This window comes from Metabacillus niabensis, assembly GCF_902829255.1.
In the GTDB taxonomy this organism is placed as follows: Bacteria; Bacillota; Bacilli; order Bacillales; family Bacillaceae; genus Metabacillus; species Metabacillus niabensis.
Genome location: NZ_CADEPK010000072.1, coordinates 1 through 17,263, shown reverse-complemented (window position 1 = coordinate 17,263; position 17,263 = coordinate 1). Strand labels below are relative to the sequence as shown.

The following is a 17,263-nucleotide window of genomic DNA, read 5'->3' as shown; positions in this document are numbered from 1 at the left end:
AAGCTTCCGAAGAGATTCGCCGCTTATCGCAAGCCGAAATCCGAACACGGAAGTTAAGCTCTCTGCGCCGATGGTAGTTGGGGGACTCCCCCTGTGAGAGTAGGACGTTGCCAGGTAAGATGGAAAAAGATCAGTAGAAATACTGGTCTTTTTTGTGTTTATATAAAAACCGATAGGTTTAGAGGGAAACGTAGAGACAAAGTATACTTACTAGCCTGACTATTACACTATATAAAGAGATTTGTATGAATTAGACAGACACATGATGAGATGAAAGACCATAATCTATGATTATCAAAAGTAAATTCAAAATTGTGTATACAATATACGGATCTAGGACAAAATGAAAAGTACGGAGGTGGAGGATATGAATTCTAATTGTTTACATGAATCGGTAGGGGAAAAATGTATTATATGTGATATGAATAAAATGGCAGGAATTCATCTTTATACGAGTTTTATTTGTACAGATTGTGAGCAAGAAATTATTCACACTCAGACATCGGATCCGAAGTATCAATTTTACTTAAATAGATTAGGAAGAATTAAAAGAACAAGATTATATTCATGACGTTACATTTAGATAATTAACAAGGGCTAGCTTGCAACAGCTGGCCTTTTGTCATTATCATAGTTTCATAATAACTCCTATTATAATAGGTGTGGCTATATAACCCTTTTTATTAAAATTGTTGTTCTCAAAATGCGTCCACCTTGCGTATATGCCTGCAATATAGGAAAACATTCTAAATAATAAAGCTGGAGCGATTAACGATTATCACGAATGTTACTTTAAGATTATAGGTTGTATTGCTATAATTAAGCCATAATGATTAAGGACGGATGTAAGTATGGAAACCCCTCTTTTTACAGCTTTAATGGAGCATGCTTTGAAAAGCCCACTTTCTCTTCATGTTCCTGGACATAAAAATGGTATGATATTTTTCGAAGAAGCAAGGGATATATATAATGGTATATTACCCTTTGACGTAACAGAACTAACAGGCTTAGATGATTTGCATAACGCAAAAGGAGCAATTCAAAAAGCAGAACAACTTACAGCCTTGTTATATGGAGTAAAGTACACAAAGTTTTTAGTAAATGGTTCAACTGTTGGAAACTTGGCAATGATTATGGCTTCTTGTAGTCAAGGAGATGTTGTTTTAGTTCAACGTAATTCACATAAATCAATTTTAAATGGAATTAGATTAGCGGGTGCACGTCCAGTATTCTTAGCTCCTAAAATAGATGAGGATTATCAAGTTCCTACCTATGTTGAAGTAGAAACAATAAAAGATGCAATCAATAGTTATCCTGATGCTAAAGCACTTATTTTAACTAATCCAAACTACTATGGCTTATCAGTTGATTTAACACCGATTGTTCAATTAGCACATCGTTATCATATTCCTGTGTTAGTAGATGAAGCACATGGAGCTCATTTTGTTTTAGGTGATCCATTTCCGAAATCGGCAATAGAGGCTGGAGCAGATATTATTGTTCATTCAGCACATAAAACTTTACCAGCAATGACAATGGGCTCCTATCTTCACTTTAATAGTAAATTAGTGAATAAAGAAAAGCTTGATCTCTTTTTGTCGATGCTACAAAGCAGTAGTCCCTCGTATCCAATCATGGCATCATTAGATTTGGCAAGAGCCTATTTAGAAAAGAAAGTACGGGAGAATAAACAGAAAGAACTGATAGAAAAAATTGATTTATTGAAGGATTTTATAATATCCACACGAAAATTTAGTATTATAGAATCTAAAGATGAATATATTCAAGCTGATCCTCTTAAGCTTACGGTAGAGGCTGTAAATGGGTTATCGGGATTTCATTTACAACATTATTTTGAATCCCAGCATATCTTTGCTGAATTAGCAGACCCTAGTAAGCTATTATTTGTATTACCTATTGAGAATTTGGATACTACTCTTGATAAACTATCCTCAATCGATAAAGGCAAGCTTCCAGCACCAAAAAAGAATGAGATGAAGCAATATAACTACTTAGATAATAGACAAATAAAAAATATTTCATCCCTAGATTATTCATACTCTTATTTTGATAAATGTGAAGAAATAATTGTCGCCCTTCATGAATCAGTTGGACATTATTCTGCAGAAGCTATCATTCCATACCCTCCAGGAATTCCTTTTATAATGGCTGGTGAAAAAATAACAGTTGAATTAATCGAACAATTAAAGGAATTAATGGAGATGGGAGTCAATATTCAAGGTGATGAAAATATAAAATGTGGAAAAATAGCAATTTATAAAGAGAGTAGGTAAAAGATGGAGAACGGGAAATTTATTACGTTTGAGGGCCCTGAAGGAGCAGGTAAAACGACAATTATTGAATTACTAAAGAATCACTTTCAGAAAACAGGCTTTGAAGCAGTATTTACAAGAGAGCCTGGCGGAATACACATCGCTGAAAAAATTCGTGAGGTCATTTTAAACAAGGATCATACAAATATGGATGGAAGAACTGAAGCCCTTCTGTATGCTGCAGCTAGGAGGCAGCATTTAGTTGAAAAGGTTATTCCTGCACTTCAAGAGGGTAAAACAGTTATATGTGACCGATTTATCGATAGTTCTTTAGCATATCAAGGATATGCAAGAGGATTAGGCATTGATGAAGTATATTCGATTAATGAATTTGCGATTAATGGTTGTTTTCCAGATCTCACAATTTACTTTAATATTGAGCCTGAAGTAGGTCTTAAACGAATCGAGGCAAATTCCAATAGAGAGAAAAATCGCCTTGATTTAGAAGGTTTAGCATTTCATAGAAAAGTGCAAGAAGGCTATAAAGAGGTTGTTGAAAAATTTCAAGATCGAATTATTAGTATCAATGCAAATAATCCTAAAGAAGATGTATTAAAGGATGTAATCACTGTATTGGAAAACCATCTCAACATATGACCCTTTTGGTATGAAATTACCATCAAACTAGCAATGAAGGAAATAGGTGAACATGTTACAATATAAGGAGGCTTTTTATTATGAAATTAATTATTGTCGTTGTACAGGATCAAGATAGTAATAAGTTGTTAAATGCCTTGATGGACCATAATTTTCGAGTAACGAAATTATCAAGTACAGGTGGATTTTTAAAATCAGGGAATACAACGTTTATGATAGGTACAGAAGATATAAGAGTTGATAAAGCCTTACAAGTTATTCAAGATAATTGTAAATCTCGTGAGCAACTTGTTACACCAGTTTCACCTATGGGAGGAAATGCTGATTCATTTATCCCATATCCGGTTGAAGTTGAAGTCGGAGGAGCAACAGTCTTTGTTGTACCTGTCGAGCAATTTCTCCAATTTTAATTATTACGGTTAGGTGATATTTAATTAACCCTTCAATTATATCTAGTTGTATGAATTGCTAACGGGGGGATTGTATGAAAATTAGTCAGGATTTACGAACTGCTATAGATAAACGTGGCTTAGATCAAAAGGTTGCTCAGTCTACAACAAGGGGCTTTCAAGATATTGTTGTAAAACAAGGAAATAAGCTCCAAATGGATCAATTAACAAAGCTGCTAGGTAATATTGAGGACGTAGGTCGTCGATTATCGAAATCTAGAAACTTTAGCGACCTATCGAAATACAAATTACTAGTTAAAAAATTTATCCATGAGGCCGTTGAATATGGCATGAAAATGAAACAATCTAGAAGCTGGGATTATAGTGGCAATAGCCGATCCTTAAAAATAATTGAGCAGGTAGACAAGTCCCTTCTTGAATTAACAGATGAAATTGTTAACAAGGAAGCTACGACGATTGATATTCTAGCAAAGATAGGTGAAGTAAAAGGGTTACTTATTAACCTATATACGTAGAGAGTGATGTTGAAATGATAAATAGTTGGCAGGAGTTAGAAACATATCAACCTCGTGTTAAACGATTGTTAATAAACAGTATTGAAAAACAACGTTTGGCACATGCATATTTATTTGAAGGGAAGAAAGGGACAGGTAAAAGGAATATTGGAATTCTTTTTGCAAAGAGCTTTTTTTGTGAAAACCTTCAACATGCCGAACCTTGTAACAACTGCAGAAATTGCAGAAGAATAGATTCCGGGAATCATCCTGATGTCCATGTTGTAGAGCCTGATGGCCTTTCGATTAAAAAGGGACAAATCCAAGCTTTACAAGAGGAATTTTCTAAATCAGGTGTAGAATCGAATAAAAAGCTTTATATGATTGTTCACGCAGATAAAATGACAGTAAACGCGGCAAATAGTTTGCTCAAATTTTTAGAGGAACCGAATGCAAATACGATTGCAATATTACTAACTGAACAGTATCATAGGATGCTGAATACAATTCTTTCAAGGTGTCAATTAGTATCATTTCAGCCTTTATTACCGAAAGCTATTGAGAAATTACTCGTAGATGAAGGAATTCCTGGCCATGTTGCTTCATTAGTATCACAGCTTACTAACGATTCTGAAGATGCAATTACGATAGCAAAAGATGATTGGTTTGCGCAGGCTAGAACGAAAGTGATAAAATTATATGAGGTGATGGTCACCCGGAAAGGACAAGCTCCAATCTTTGTTCATACCGAATGGATGATGCATTTTAATGAGAAAGAAAAACAAGAAATTGGACTAGACTTGTTATTATATATATATAAAGATCTATTATCGATTAAAGTAGGTAACGAAGATCAAGTCATTTATCATGACATAATTCAACAATTGAAACAGAATGCCCTTCAAATGACACAAAGAAGTTTGACTGAGAAAATGTCTTCAATATTAGAAGCTAAAAATAGGCTTCATGCCAATGTGAATCCACAACTTTTGATGGAACAATTGGTCTTAACATTGCAGGAGGGATAAGTTTGTATGATGTTGTAGGTGTTCGCTTTAAAAAGGCGGGCAAAATATATTATTTCGACCCAAATGGTCTTCATATAGAGGATGACGACTTTGTTATTGTTGAAACAATCAGAGGTATTGAATATGGTAAAGTCGTTCTTAATAATAAGAAGGTAGAAGAAAATGATGTCGTTCTCCCGCTAAAAAAAGTAATACGTTTAGCAGATGAGAAAGATCGATTATTGGTTCAGGAAAATAAGGAGGCAGCTGAGGAAGCATATCTTGTTTGCCAAAAGAAGGTTTCAGAGCATGGTTTAGATATGAAATTAGTTGATGTGGAATATACATTTGACCGCAATAAGGTTATTTTCTATTTCACTGCTGACGGTAGAGTAGACTTTCGCGAGCTAGTAAAGGATTTAGCGGCAATCTTTAAAACACGCATTGAGTTAAGACAAATTGGTGTTCGTGATGAGGCAAAAATGCTAGGCGGTATTGGACCGTGTGGAAGAATGCTTTGTTGTTCAACCTTTCTAGGTGACTTTGAGCCTGTATCCATTAAAATGGCAAAGGATCAAAGCTTATCTTTAAACCCAACAAAAATTTCTGGTTTATGCGGACGTTTAATGTGCTGCCTGAAATATGAAAATGATGAATATGAATCAGCTAAGGAATTACTTCCAGACATAGGTGAGATGATTGGGACACCAAATGGTTTAGGTAAAGTAGTAGGCTTAAATATATTAGAGCAAATTATACAAGTAAATTTAGTTGAACAAGAACGCGTGGTAGAATACACTTGGGATGAATTGCAGAAAGAAGGCGTAGTTCCAATGCAATCCACAGATTAATGAGGTGGAAACAAGTGGATAAAAAAGAGATATTTGAATCTGTAAGCAGTATGGAAGAACAAATAGGCTCCTTATTCACTCAATTGGGTGAATTAAAGCAGCACTTAGAAAAAATGATTGAAGAAAATCATCACCTAAAAATAGAGAATGAGAATTTACGCCGAAGATTAGATGTTACATTTATCAATTCAGCAAATACAAATTCTAAGAAAACAAAATCAAAAGAAAAGCAGCAAGCGAAGCAACAGCAAATTGATATCGGTGAAGGGTATGACAATCTTGCAAGATTATATCAGGAAGGCTTTCATATTTGCAATTTGCATTATGGGAGTATTCGTAAGGATGGAGATTGTTTGTTTTGCTTATCATTTCTAAATAAGAAATAATCTGGCTAACTCATATTGGTTTGTCTATTTATTGGGCAATCCTTATACATATGGGCTAGCTTTTTTTATAGAAAGCTTTATGAAGCTTTTTTATTGTCTGTTTTCGCAAACTTTGTTGTTTTTTACAATGTAGTCGTTCGTGGTTGATTTCCTTTTGCAGTACTAGCTTTCCGCGGGGTGGGTGGTAAGCCTCTTCGGCTTAAACGCCTGTGGGGTCTTACCTTTCCCACACATCCCGCAGGAGTCTCGTAATCAGCTTCATTCAACCCTAATATAGTTAGTACAAAAACAACAATCTTTTAGGAAAGAGCCTTTTATTTGAGAAGGATCTCGTATTTGAAATGGTGTAGAATTCTCTATTCAAACGGGAGGGAAAACAATGGTTAAGTTAGTCGGTGATGAAAGACTAGATTATTTGTTAGCTGAAAATCTCAGAATCATTCAAAGTCCGACTGTATTTTCCTTTTCATTAGATGCGGTACTATTATCGAGATTTGCGTATTTGCCTATACAAAAAGGGAATATTTTAGATCTTTGTACAGGGAATGGTATTGTTCCTTTAATATTAAGCACAAGAACGAAGGGGAAAATAGTAGGCGTAGAAATTCAAGAGAGATTATACGATATGGCTGTAAGAAGCATTGAATATAATCAATTAGAACATCAGATTGAAATGGTACACGGCGATATAAAGGAGATGCCGAAAACCCTTGGCTATGGGAAATATGATGTCGTAACCTGTAATCCGCCGTACTTTACAACTTCACAAAAGGGCTATCAAAATTTGAATGAACACTTAGCAATTGCTAGACATGAAATCCTTTGCACATTAGAGGATGTGATAAGGGTAAGTAGTCAACTTGTTAAACAAGGTGGAAAAATTGCTCTAGTCCATCGTCCAGGTCGCCTTGTTGATATAGTGGAATTAATGCGGAAATATGGAGTTGAGCCTAAGAGGATTCAAAGTGTCTATCCAAAAATCAACAAAGAGGCAAATACGATATTAGTTGAAGGAATAAAGGGCGGACGTTCAGATTTAAAGCTTTTGCCTCCAATTATTGTCTATGATGAGCATAACGAATATACACCAGAAATACGGAAGATATTATATGGAGATAAAGCAGAAAGTAGCGTAAATGAGATATGTGAATGACGTAGATGAAATGAGGCGCCTTGGCTTACCTTTTACAAGCGTGCAATTAGAAGTATGCTAGGGGGAACAGAAGGATGGAAACGGATAACCATTACTTTTATGTACTTGAGTGTAATGACGGAACTTATTATGCAGGATATACAATTGAAATTAAGCAAAGGTTAAAAAAGCATAATGAAGGAAAAGGGGCAAAATATACAAGAGGTAGAACACCTGTTAAACTTATTTTTTCTCAAAGGTTTCATACAAAAACAGAGGCCCTTAGGATGGAATATTCCTTTAAAAAGCTATCTAGAAAAGCGAAAGAGCAATACATAACAAATCATTTATGTAAAGAAGAGGAAAGGGGTAAGGAGAATGCTACAACAACAGAAAAGCTTTCATAACGAAAGTAATGGGCTCGGAAGCTTATATTTAGTTCCTACTCCTATTGGTAATTTAGAAGATATGACATTTCGCGCTATATCTATTTTGAAGGAAGTAGATTTTATTGCGGCAGAGGATACACGTCAATCAAAAAAGTTATGTAATCATTTTGAAATTGATACACCGATTTTTAGCTATCATGAGCATAATAAAGAAACAAGTGGACTACGTATACTTGATCTTTTGAAGGAAAAGAAAAATATAGCGCTTGTAAGTGATGCAGGAATGCCAACTATTTCTGATCCTGGTAGTGAATTAGTAAAGCAGGTGCTTGAAGTTGGTGGTCATGTTATCCCTTTACCTGGTGCGAACGCTGCTTTAACAGCACTTATAGCATCAGGAATAACGCCACAGCCGTTTTATTTCTTTGGATTTCTAAATCGGCAAAAAAAGGATAAAAAATCTCAACTAGAACAATTAAAAAGCAGAAGAGAGACGATTATTTTTTATGAATCTCCTCATAGATTAAAGGAAACACTTCAGCTAATGAAGGAATACTTTGGGAACAGGTCAATTTGTTTATCAAGAGAACTGACAAAGAAATTTGAAGAATTTATTCGTGGCAATATAGATGAGGTTATTAAATGGTCTGAAGAAAATGAAATTCGTGGGGAGTTTTGTTTAATTGTAGAAGGAAACCATGAGGATGTTGAGGTAAACAAGGAAGTATGGTGGAATGAGCTCACTATTAAAGAGCATGTAGAATATTATATTGCTCAAAACCTATCATCAAAGGAAGCGATAAAAAAGGTTTCCCTTGAACGAAATATTCCTAAAAGGGATGTATATCAAACATATCATGTTGATGAATAAATAAAAAGCGGGGCTGACTCAATGCTAAAAAGCCAGATCCCTCTAACGCAATATATAGGAATTATACAAAGTTAATCCTTATATATATATTACGTTTGATGAGGGTCTGACCTTTGATGAGACAGCCTCTTTATCTATTATTTTTGAACAAGCAAGTTTTGAATTTCAGCTAAGATTTGCTCCGCACCTTCACGACTAAGAACTAATTTACCGTTAGCAAGTGCTAAGTTATCATCAGAAACTTCACCAGTTACTTGACAAGTCATATTTGGCTTGTATTTTTTTAAGATGATTTTCTCATCATCAACATAAATTTCTAACGCGTCTTTTTCGGCAATGCCTAATGTACGACGTAATTCAATTGGAATAACTACACGACCTAATTCATCAACTTTACGTACAATACCAGTAGATTTCATAATAAAATATTCTCCTCTCAATTTTGACATTCTATATATTTAGTACTCATACTTCGTCAATATTCGACAAAAACTGATTTGCTTTTTAAGCATATCAGCATTTCCAATAATCGTCAATGATTTTATTTATATTTTTGTAAAAAAATAGATGTAGGGCAAAGTCTAGTGATTAAAGGTTTTCTAACTATATACCCCTATTTCCTAAAAGCAAAACCTCAATTTTACAAAATTACTCTATTTTAACTACTGAAAAATTCGACAAATGAACTACTCCATTCGACAATTTTCTTTTGGAACTTGTCGAATTGAAATAGAAATATAGAATTCGAAAATCTTTAGGTATATAACCTTGATATTAGAGGTTAAGATGGTATCATAAAGAGTATGAAATTATTGATATTGGACAGATTAGTATAGCTAGATTATCTTCGACATCCATTAAATTAGAATAAATGACATACATAGCGCTCTCGTCCTTTAGGGCGAGGGCATTTTTAAAAGGGGTAAATATAATAAGGATGACATCTATTTGAAAAGATCTTCTTTTACATTAAATCTGTCGACAATCATCTATAATAATTAGGAAGAACATAAATAAGATATGGTTTTTTGAAAAATCATATTTGGATTAACAAGGGTAGTAAAATCAAACCATGTTTAGACAATATTGTTAAGTTTAAGGAGGTTACATAATGGAAAACAGGAAAAAATCATTTTATATTACGACTCCAATTTATTATCCGAGCGGAAAGCTTCATATAGGACATGCATATACAACAGTAGCCGGAGATGCAATGGCACGTTACAAAAGAATGCGCGGCTACGATGTTATGTATCTAACTGGTACTGATGAGCATGGACAAAAGATTCAACGTAAAGCGGAAGAAAGCAATATAACACCTCAGCAATATGTTGATGATATCGTTGCAGGTATTAAAGATCTTTGGGGTAAGATGGAGATATCTTATGATGATTTTATTCGTACAACCCAAGATCGACATAAAACGGTTGTGGAAAAAATCTTTGCTAAATTAGTGGAGCAAGGAGATATTTATTTAGACGAGTACGAAGGTTGGTACTCTGTTCCTGATGAAACATACTATACAGAGCTACAATTAGTTGATCCAATTATTGAGAATGGAAAAGTGGTTGGTGGGAAAAGCCCTGATAGCGGACATCCTGTTGAATTAGTAAAGGAAGAGTCCTATTTCTTTAGAATGAGTAAGTACGTAGACAGGCTTTTAGCTTATTATGAGGAAAATCCTGAGTTCATCCAGCCTGAATCAAGAAAAAATGAAATGATAAACAATTTTATTAAACCAGGGCTTGAGGATTTAGCTGTTTCTCGTACTACTTTTGATTGGGGTGTAAAAGTGCCAGGAGATCCAAAGCATGTTATTTATGTTTGGATCGATGCATTATCTAATTATATTACAGCTCTCGGGTATGGAACTGAAGATGAAGAAAAATATAAAAAGTATTGGCCAGCTGATGTTCATATCGTAGGTAAGGAGATTGTTCGCTTCCATACAATTTATTGGCCAATTATGTTGATGGCACTAGACTTACCTTTACCGAAAAAAGTGTTTGCTCACGGATGGTTATTAATGAAAGATGGCAAGATGTCTAAATCAAAGGGAAATGTAGTTGACCCTGTTACATTAATTGATAAATACGGCTTAGATGCTTTACGTTATTACTTATTAAGAGAAGTACCATTTGGATCAGACGGTGTATTTACTCCAGAAGGGTTTATTGACCGAGTAAATTATGATCTGGCAAATGATTTAGGAAATTTATTAAACCGTACAGTTGCGATGATTGATAAATATTTTGCGGGAGAAATTCCAGCTTATAATGGATCACAATTAGAATTTGATGACCAACTAGTAGCTTTCTCGAAGGAAACTATTGCAAAGTATGAGGAAGCAATGGAAAAAATGGAGTTTTCGGTTGTTCTTTCTTCATTATGGCAGTTTATTAGTAGAACAAATAAATATATTGATGAAACACAACCGTGGGTATTAGCGAAGGACGAGGCTAATCGCGATAAGCTTGCATCTGTCATGGTACATCTTGCTGAATCATTGCGAATAACAGCTGTGCTATTAAAACCTTTCTTAATTGAAACGCCAAAAAATATTTTTGAGCAGCTTGGTATCGTAGATGAAAAACTCCAAGGTTGGGAAAGCATTCTTGAATTTGGCCAATTAACGCAAACTAAAGTAAACAAGCAAGCGCCAATCTTTCCACGTTTAGATGTTGAAGAAGAGGTTCAATATATTAAGGAGCAAATGAAAGGTACTGCCCCAAAGGTTGAGGAAGAGAAGGTTGAAGTTCCTGAGGTTAGTGAAGAAATTACAATTGATGACTTTATGAAGGTGGATTTACGTGTTGCAGAAGTTATTCATGCAGAACCAGTGAAAAAAGCCGACCGTTTATTAAAATTGCAATTAGACCTGGGCTATGAAAAGAGACAAGTAGTGTCTGGAATTGCAAAATACTATAAGCCAGAGGAGTTAATCGGGAAAAAGGTTATTTGTGTCGTAAATCTGAAGCCTGTAAAACTTCGCGGCGAACTATCACAAGGGATGATTTTAGCAGGTTCACATGGTGATTCCTTGTCAGTCGCAACAGTTGATAGCAGCCTTCCAAATGGTTCAAAAGTAAAATAAAAGGAATTGTATTAGGTACTGTGATATTTTCCTAATACATTGCTTTTCAAAAAGGGGTGTTCCACGTGTAACATTTTGTAGAACACCTCTTTATATTGTCGAAAAGAAGGGAAGTAGTGGGATGTTATTTGATACACATGCACATTTAAATGCAACTCAATTTGAAGAGGATGTCGTTGAGGTTATCGAACGTGCGAAGTCTGAAAATGTATCTCATATCGTTGTCGTTGGTTTCGATCGAGAAACAATAACGAGAGCAATGGAACTAACTGAACAATATGACATGATTTATGCTGCAGTTGGCTGGCATCCAGTTGATGCGATCGATATGACAGATGAAGACTTAGATTGGATTAAACAATTAGCTGCACATCCGAAAGTAGTTGCAATTGGGGAAATGGGACTCGATTATTATTGGGATAAGTCTCCAAAGGAAATTCAGCAGGAAGTGTTTCGTAAACAAATTCAATTGGCAAAGGAAGTGAAGCTGCCAATCATTATTCATAACCGTGAAGCAACTGAGGATGTTGTAAAGATTTTGCAAGAGGAAAATGCAAGTGAGGTTGGGGGAATCATGCATTGCTTTACAGGTAGTTTGGAAACAGCTGAAAAATGCATGAAGATGAACTTTTATTTATCATTTGGCGGACCAGTTACATTTAAAAATGCAAAAAAGCCAAAAGAGGTAGTAAAAGAAATACCTATGGATTTTTTATTAATTGAAACAGACTGTCCTTACTTAACTCCACATCCTTTTAGGGGAAAACGAAATGAACCGAGCTATGTAAAATATGTTGCGGAGCAAATTGCTGAACTAAAAGGGCTGACTTTTGAGGAAGTAGCAAAAAAAACTTCCGACAATGCAATGAAACTATTCGGCATAACTCGATAGCTATTTCTGTCGAGTTATGTGATAGCCTGTCCTGAAAATATGAAATCTAAGAGGTTCTACATGTCTCTTTTTCTTCATAGGATATCTTTGTCGATAACTCTTTCTTCCCTTTTGGCTTGTTATTACGCATAATAATGAATACGTTGGAAAAATGAGACAACGTCAAAAGGGTTGACAAGATGAAAGATACTCTATATAATCCACGAGGAAGAAGGAGGCGTTTTTCATTTTCATTCAAAACATGAAAAAGCTGTTTTCCGAAAAGGTAATAAAAAACAAAATTGTCCTTACAACAACTAGTTTATTAGTAATTGGATCTGGTACTGCATACGGTACATATGAGGGTATGAAGGATACCGTCAACTTGACGGTGAATGGTAAAGAAGAAAAGATACGTACTCATGCAGATACTGTGAAAGAATTATTAAAAGAGCAAGATATAGATTTACGAGAAGAAGATCACCTATCACATGCAACAAATAAAAAGATAAAAAATGATATAGAGATTGTCTATGAAGCTTCAAAACCAGTAAAATTGGCAATAGGTGATGAACGAAGGACAATATGGACAACAGCGGATACAGTAAAGGAATTAATAGAGCAAGAAAAATTAGAGGTTACAGAGCACGATCGAGTTGAACCAGCATTAGATACAAAGATTGAAAAGGACTTATCATTAACAATTGATAAAGCGATTCAGCTTACACTAAATGTTGGCGGAGAGAAACAACAAGTTTGGACTACTTCGACTACTGTCGCTGACTTTTTAAAAGAACAAGACGTTAAATTAAATAAACTAGATAAGGTTCATCCAGATTTAACGAATCAAATTAATGAGGAAAGCATCATTACTGTTACACGAGTAGAAAAAGTCACCGATGTAGTGGAAGAACCAGTTGCCTTTAAGGTTGTAACGAAAAAAGATGATAGCCTTGAAAAGGGCAAGGAAAAAGTTATCGACTCTGGAAAAGAAGGTAAACAAGAAAAGCATTATGAAGTTGTTTTGGAAAACGGCAAAGAAGTATCAAGAAAGTTAATTAAATCGGAAACAGTTGAAGAGAGTAAAGACCAAGTTGTAGCTGTAGGGACGAAGGCTGAAGAAGTAGCAGATGTTCAAGTGTCCCGTGGTAATGATTCAGTTGCAAAGGAATTTTACGTAAGAGCTACTGCGTACACAGCAAGTTGTAACGGTTGTTCTGGAACAACTGCAACAGGAGTAAATTTAAAAGCAAATCCTAATGCTAAGGTTATTGCGGTTGACCCCAATGTCATTCCATTAGGAACGAAAGTATATGTCGAGGGCTATGGATATGCAGTTGCTGCTGATACTGGTTCAGCTATTAAAGGAAACAAAATCGATGTTTTCTTGTCATCTAAATCAGCTGCCTATCGATGGGGTTCGAAAAATGTAAAGATTAAAATATTAGATTGATAGTTTAGCAGAGGGCTTTATTCCCTCTGTTTTTTTATTTGTTTAATCATTAGCTTTTTAGTTTCCATTCCTAATTAATCTTTCGAAAATGAAAAAAGTAATGTTTTATAAAATTCACTAACCTTTTGTTTCAGTATGAAGAAGGGTATACTTTTAAGAGTATTTAGCAAGTTTAAAAAGCGGAATTTCCTCAAAAAGTCGAGGGTAGGCTTTACGCTTTTTGTAAAGTAGATTAAGATTATTTTTTACAGGCTTATCTCTGTTGAGTCGGAATTTTAGTTAAATGGCAATCCACTAATTTTGTAAATATAGATACAATTATGTGTAATTAACAAGTTACATTTATATGACGAAACACAACTAGAAAAAGTTTCAGCTTTTTGGAGGAAAAAATGAAAATTAAAGAAATAATTGTTGTTGAAGGAAAAGACGACACAACAGCTATAAAGAGAGCGGTAGACGCAGATACGATTGAAACGAATGGTTCATCAATTGGTGATGAAGTGATTGAGCAAGTAAAGCTTGCAAAAAAGACGAGGGGCGTCATCATTTTTACAGATCCAGATTTTCCTGGTGAAAAAATAAGAAAGACAATCTCGGAAAAAGTCCCTGGATGTAAACATGCATTTTTACCAAAGGCTGAAGCAAGGCCTAAAAACGGGAAAGGTATCGGAGTGGAGCATGCTAGTATAGAATCTATTCGGACTGCATTAAACTCGGTGAAAGAGGAAATGGAAGAGTTTATAAGTGATATTACGCTAGATGATCTACTAGACGCAGGGTTAATTGGTGGTACTCATGCTCGTGAAAGACGAGAGAAATTAGGTGTCCTTTTAAAGATCGGATATACAAATGGAAAGCAGCTTCATAAAAGGCTGCAAATGTTTCAAATAAGTAGAGAAGACTATATACAAGCAGTAACGAAGATTCTACAGGAGGAAAGAAATTAATGATGAAGGATATAGCAACTCCGGTAAGAACAAGAGCCATTTTAGAGAAATATGGATTTTCCTTTAAAAAAAGCTTAGGACAGAATTTTTTAATTGAGCCAAATATTTTAACAAGAATCGTGGATCATGCAGAGGTTTCAGAAAAAACAGGGGTTATTGAAATTGGACCAGGAATTGGTGCCTTAACAGAGCAGTTGGCTAGAAGGGCAAAAAAGGTTGTTGCCTTTGAAATTGATCAACGTTTACTTCCAATATTAAAAGAAACATTAAGTCCATATGATAATATAACAGTGATTCACCAAGATGTACTTGAAGCAAATTTACAGGAAACAATAGCAACACATTTTCATGATTGTGAGGAGATTATGGTTGTTGCAAATCTCCCTTATTATGTAACGACTCCGATTATTATGAAGCTCCTTGAAGAGAAACTTCCTTTAAAGGGGATCGTTGTCATGCTACAGAAGGAGGTAGCAGATCGAATATCAGCGAACCCATCGACAAAGGATTACGGTTCATTGTCAATCGCTGTTCAATATTATACAGAGGCTAAAACGGTCATGACTGTCCCGAAAACAGTGTTTGTTCCGCAACCAAATGTTGATTCAGCAATTATTCGCTTACTAGTTAGAAATGAACCGATAGTTCATGTTGAAGATGAAAAATTCTTTTTCGAAATTGTGCGGGCAAGCTTTGCTCAGAGAAGAAAGACTCTTTTAAATAATTTAGTGCATTACTTGCCAAATGGAAAAGAGTTAAAGCCTCTTATAGAGGAAACGTTGGAGAAAATCATGATTGATGGAAGAAGACGTGGAGAATCTCTTTCAATTGAAGAATTCGCTAAAGTTAGTGATGCATTATCACAAGTCGTAGATGAGAAATAAATGATGACAAAATCCTAGGTACATGCCGGAATGTACCTAGGATTTTTTTGTCTTAAGCAATTCATATTGAAAAATCACCATTCCATTTATCACAAATTTTTGAAAGCTACATAGGCTAGAAAAGGGGATTTTTCCTTTTTTAGATAAATGAATCTTCAATGTTATAAATACAGTTTCATTAAAAAATGGCTTTTTTCTAAAGGCATGTTGTTTTATAACATCAGGTTTTAACTAGGTTAATCGGGACGGATATTTTGGCGCGAAGGGACATATCAGACACGTGCAGAAAACAAATTGGCAAGCAACTGTTAGCACAAGGAAATAAAACCGTTCCTAGTTAAAGAATAGCAGAGGGAAAACAGCCTGTGAAAAAGTAAAGTTAACCCTCATAAAGGGAGTAATTTTGCCAGATGGCGAAGATAGGCAAATTGGAGTGAGAAATGTGCAGGTGAAAATAGGAGATATTGTTGCGAGAAAGTCATATCGACTAGATTTGTTATTTAGAGTTATAGATGTAATAAAAAACGATAACGGTGAGGAAATCGCCATTTTACATGGGGATGAAGTACGGTTAATTGCAGATGCTAACTGCAACGATTTGGTTGTTGTAGATGAAAAGGAAAAGAATAGTCGTAAAGTAAAGGAAAGGGAGCTAATAGAGCAGTCGAATGATTTATTTAGACAGGATTACCAATTATTACGTGAAAAACAAGAGTATTATGCTACATCAAGCTATAGCCATAATGAAGAGTTCTTTCATATTCCTGGCAGGGTGCTTCATATTGATGGGGATCCGATCTATTTAAAAAAGTGTTTGGAGCTATATTCGAAAATTGGTGTCCCTGTAAATGGTGTTCATGTAAGTGAGAAGGAAATGCCAGATAAGATAACATCACTCTTAGATAAATATCGCCCGGATATCCTCGTTGTTACAGGGCATGATGCTTATTCGAAGCACAAGGGAGGTATCGATGATTTAAATGCTTATCGACACTCCAGGCATTTTATACAAACTGTAAGGAATGCCCGGAATAAGAATCCTAATCTCGACCAGTTAGTTATTTTTGCTGGAGCCTGTCAATCGCATTTTGAATCATTAATTAGAGCAGGGGCTAATTTTGCAAGCTCTCCTTCAAGAGTTAACATCCATGCACTTGATCCCGTCTATATTGTTGCAAAGGTTAGTTTTACTCCATTTGTTGAGAGGATTAATGTTTGGGAAGTATTGAGGAATACTCTTACGAGGGAAAAAGGGCTGGGAGGAATAGAAACAAAAGGTGTGCTCCGAACTGGTATGCCATATAAAAAACATAACCAACAATAAATTAAGCCACTTAAGTGCAAATAAGTGGTTTTTTCTTTTATGATCCAAAAATTATTTTATGGTCGTATTTAATAAAAAAATAAATATTTCTCTTGTCGTCTAAATCAGTTTTTCTGAAAAATCGAATAGAAAATGGCTTAAATATGGGGATATTTCGTAAAAAGAGGAATATTTAGCATTAAAACAAAAAAAATATTCATTTTATACATAATTGAGC

19 protein-coding genes are annotated in these 17,263 nt (G+C 34.9%); 18 read left to right on the top strand and 1 reads right to left on the bottom strand.

Annotated elements, in window-relative coordinates; all coding sequences use genetic code 11:
* The first annotated feature begins 343 nt into the window (after positions 1-343).
* The 11 genes from HU235_RS07810 (at position 344) to rsmI (ending at position 8,470) form a co-directional block, all read left to right on the top strand.
* Positions 344-571 (top strand): sigma factor G inhibitor Gin, encoded by a 228-nt coding sequence (locus HU235_RS07810; protein ID WP_325100935.1) that lies wholly within the window; start codon positions 344-346, stop codon positions 569-571.
* Positions 572-851: 280 nt separating this feature from the next.
* Positions 852-2,294, top strand: coding sequence for an aminotransferase class I/II-fold pyridoxal phosphate-dependent enzyme (locus HU235_RS07805; RefSeq protein WP_174879837.1), 1,443 nt, complete (start codon positions 852-854; stop codon positions 2,292-2,294).
* 3 nt (positions 2,295-2,297) lie between these two features.
* Positions 2,298-2,930: a dTMP kinase gene (gene tmk / locus HU235_RS07800; protein WP_095303055.1), complete on the top strand. Its 633-nt coding sequence runs from the start codon at positions 2,298-2,300 to the stop codon at positions 2,928-2,930.
* A gap of 80 nt (positions 2,931-3,010) precedes the next feature.
* Complete coding sequence (locus tag HU235_RS07795) at positions 3,011-3,340, top strand: cyclic-di-AMP receptor (RefSeq protein ID WP_095303056.1); 330 nt, start codon at positions 3,011-3,013, stop codon at positions 3,338-3,340.
* 74 nt (positions 3,341-3,414) lie between these two features.
* Positions 3,415-3,855: a YaaR family protein gene (locus HU235_RS07790; RefSeq protein WP_095303057.1), complete on the top strand. Its 441-nt coding sequence runs from the start codon at positions 3,415-3,417 to the stop codon at positions 3,853-3,855.
* A 14-nt stretch (positions 3,856-3,869) separates the two neighbouring features.
* On the top strand, positions 3,870-4,862 hold the full coding sequence (holB, locus tag HU235_RS07785; RefSeq protein ID WP_174879836.1) for a DNA polymerase III subunit delta': 993 nt from the start codon (positions 3,870-3,872) through the stop codon (positions 4,860-4,862).
* Between the two features lie 2 nt (positions 4,863-4,864).
* Positions 4,865-5,692 carry a competence/sporulation regulator complex protein RicT gene (locus HU235_RS07780; protein ID WP_095303059.1) on the top strand — a complete coding sequence of 276 codons (828 nt, stop codon included), beginning with the start codon at positions 4,865-4,867 and terminating at the stop codon, positions 5,690-5,692.
* Positions 5,692-6,078 (top strand): DNA replication initiation control protein YabA, encoded by a 387-nt coding sequence (yabA, locus tag HU235_RS07775; protein WP_174879835.1) that lies wholly within the window; start codon positions 5,692-5,694, stop codon positions 6,076-6,078. Before HU235_RS07780 ends, yabA begins: the two co-directional genes overlap by 1 nt.
* Before the next feature lie 379 nt (positions 6,079-6,457).
* Complete coding sequence (locus HU235_RS07770) at positions 6,458-7,231, top strand: tRNA1(Val) (adenine(37)-N6)-methyltransferase (protein WP_095303061.1); 774 nt, start codon at positions 6,458-6,460, stop codon at positions 7,229-7,231.
* 74 nt (positions 7,232-7,305) lie between these two features.
* Positions 7,306-7,617 (top strand): GIY-YIG nuclease family protein, encoded by a 312-nt coding sequence (locus HU235_RS07765; protein WP_095303062.1) that lies wholly within the window; start codon positions 7,306-7,308, stop codon positions 7,615-7,617.
* Positions 7,589-8,470, top strand: coding sequence for a 16S rRNA (cytidine(1402)-2'-O)-methyltransferase (gene rsmI / locus HU235_RS07760; RefSeq protein ID WP_174879834.1), 882 nt, complete (start codon positions 7,589-7,591; stop codon positions 8,468-8,470). Before HU235_RS07765 ends, rsmI begins: the two co-directional genes overlap by 29 nt.
* Positions 8,471-8,607: 137 nt before the next feature.
* Here rsmI and HU235_RS07755 read toward each other — a convergent pair whose 3' ends face one another.
* Positions 8,608-8,889 (bottom strand): AbrB/MazE/SpoVT family DNA-binding domain-containing protein, encoded by a 282-nt coding sequence (locus tag HU235_RS07755; RefSeq protein ID WP_145584710.1) that lies wholly within the window; start codon positions 8,887-8,889, stop codon positions 8,608-8,610.
* A 253-nt stretch (positions 8,890-9,142) separates the two neighbouring features.
* On the opposite strand from HU235_RS07755, the gene HU235_RS25475 reads away from it, so the two are divergent.
* The 7 genes from HU235_RS25475 to yabG all read left to right on the top strand — a co-directional run bounded on the left by HU235_RS25475 (position 9,143) and on the right by yabG (position 17,046).
* Complete coding sequence (locus HU235_RS25475; RefSeq protein WP_370877296.1) at positions 9,143-9,211, top strand: YSIRK-type signal peptide-containing protein; 69 nt, start codon at positions 9,143-9,145, stop codon at positions 9,209-9,211.
* A gap of 370 nt (positions 9,212-9,581) precedes the next feature.
* Entirely contained in the window at positions 9,582-11,564 is a 1,983-nt protein-coding gene (gene metG, locus HU235_RS07745) for a methionine--tRNA ligase (RefSeq protein ID WP_174879833.1), read from the top strand.
* A 121-nt stretch (positions 11,565-11,685) separates the two neighbouring features.
* Positions 11,686-12,456, top strand: a complete 771-nt coding sequence (locus HU235_RS07740; RefSeq protein WP_174879832.1) for a TatD family hydrolase — start codon at positions 11,686-11,688, stop codon at positions 12,454-12,456.
* 346 nt (positions 12,457-12,802) lie between these two features.
* Positions 12,803-13,888, top strand: a complete 1,086-nt coding sequence (locus HU235_RS25370; protein ID WP_307190895.1) for a G5 and 3D domain-containing protein — start codon at positions 12,803-12,805, stop codon at positions 13,886-13,888.
* 392 nt (positions 13,889-14,280) lie between these two features.
* Positions 14,281-14,838: a ribonuclease M5 gene (gene rnmV / locus HU235_RS07730; RefSeq protein WP_095303067.1), complete on the top strand. Its 558-nt coding sequence runs from the start codon at positions 14,281-14,283 to the stop codon at positions 14,836-14,838.
* Positions 14,838-15,722 carry a 16S rRNA (adenine(1518)-N(6)/adenine(1519)-N(6))-dimethyltransferase RsmA gene (gene rsmA, locus HU235_RS07725; protein ID WP_145584719.1) on the top strand — a complete coding sequence of 295 codons (885 nt, stop codon included), beginning with the start codon at positions 14,838-14,840 and terminating at the stop codon, positions 15,720-15,722. The genes rnmV and rsmA overlap by 1 nt, the downstream gene beginning before the upstream one ends.
* Positions 15,723-16,164: 442 nt before the next feature.
* Positions 16,165-17,046, top strand: coding sequence for a sporulation peptidase YabG (gene yabG, locus HU235_RS07720; RefSeq protein ID WP_095303074.1), 882 nt, complete (start codon positions 16,165-16,167; stop codon positions 17,044-17,046).
* Positions 17,047-17,263: the final 217 nt, after the last annotated feature.

Bases quoted from the DNA above. Each gene is read 5' to 3' on its own strand.
- tmk (WP_095303055.1), top strand. From the start codon at position 2,298: ATGGAGAACGGGAAATTTATTACGTTTGAGGGCCCTGAAGGAGCAGGT.
- HU235_RS07740 (WP_174879832.1), top strand. From the start codon at position 11,686: ATGTTATTTGATACACATGCACATTTAAATGCAACTCAATTTGAAGAG.
- rsmA (WP_145584719.1), top strand. From the start codon at position 14,838: ATGATGAAGGATATAGCAACTCCGGTAAGAACAAGAGCCATTTTAGAG.
- HU235_RS07795 (WP_095303056.1), top strand. From the start codon at position 3,011: ATGAAATTAATTATTGTCGTTGTACAGGATCAAGATAGTAATAAGTTG.
- HU235_RS07810 (WP_325100935.1), top strand. From the start codon at position 344: ATGAAAAGTACGGAGGTGGAGGATATGAATTCTAATTGTTTACATGAA.
- HU235_RS07805 (WP_174879837.1), top strand. From the start codon at position 852: ATGGAAACCCCTCTTTTTACAGCTTTAATGGAGCATGCTTTGAAAAGC.
- rnmV (WP_095303067.1), top strand. From the start codon at position 14,281: ATGAAAATTAAAGAAATAATTGTTGTTGAAGGAAAAGACGACACAACA.
- yabA (WP_174879835.1), top strand. From the start codon at position 5,692: ATGAGGTGGAAACAAGTGGATAAAAAAGAGATATTTGAATCTGTAAGC.
- holB (WP_174879836.1), top strand. From the start codon at position 3,870: ATGATAAATAGTTGGCAGGAGTTAGAAACATATCAACCTCGTGTTAAA.
- HU235_RS07755 (WP_145584710.1), bottom strand. From the start codon at position 8,889: ATGAAATCTACTGGTATTGTACGTAAAGTTGATGAATTAGGTCGTGTA.
- HU235_RS07790 (WP_095303057.1), top strand. From the start codon at position 3,415: ATGAAAATTAGTCAGGATTTACGAACTGCTATAGATAAACGTGGCTTA.
- rsmI (WP_174879834.1), top strand. From the start codon at position 7,589: ATGCTACAACAACAGAAAAGCTTTCATAACGAAAGTAATGGGCTCGGA.
- HU235_RS07765 (WP_095303062.1), top strand. From the start codon at position 7,306: ATGGAAACGGATAACCATTACTTTTATGTACTTGAGTGTAATGACGGA.
- HU235_RS07770 (WP_095303061.1), top strand. From the start codon at position 6,458: ATGGTTAAGTTAGTCGGTGATGAAAGACTAGATTATTTGTTAGCTGAA.
- HU235_RS25370 (WP_307190895.1), top strand. From the start codon at position 12,803: ATGAAGGATACCGTCAACTTGACGGTGAATGGTAAAGAAGAAAAGATA.
- metG (WP_174879833.1), top strand. From the start codon at position 9,582: ATGGAAAACAGGAAAAAATCATTTTATATTACGACTCCAATTTATTAT.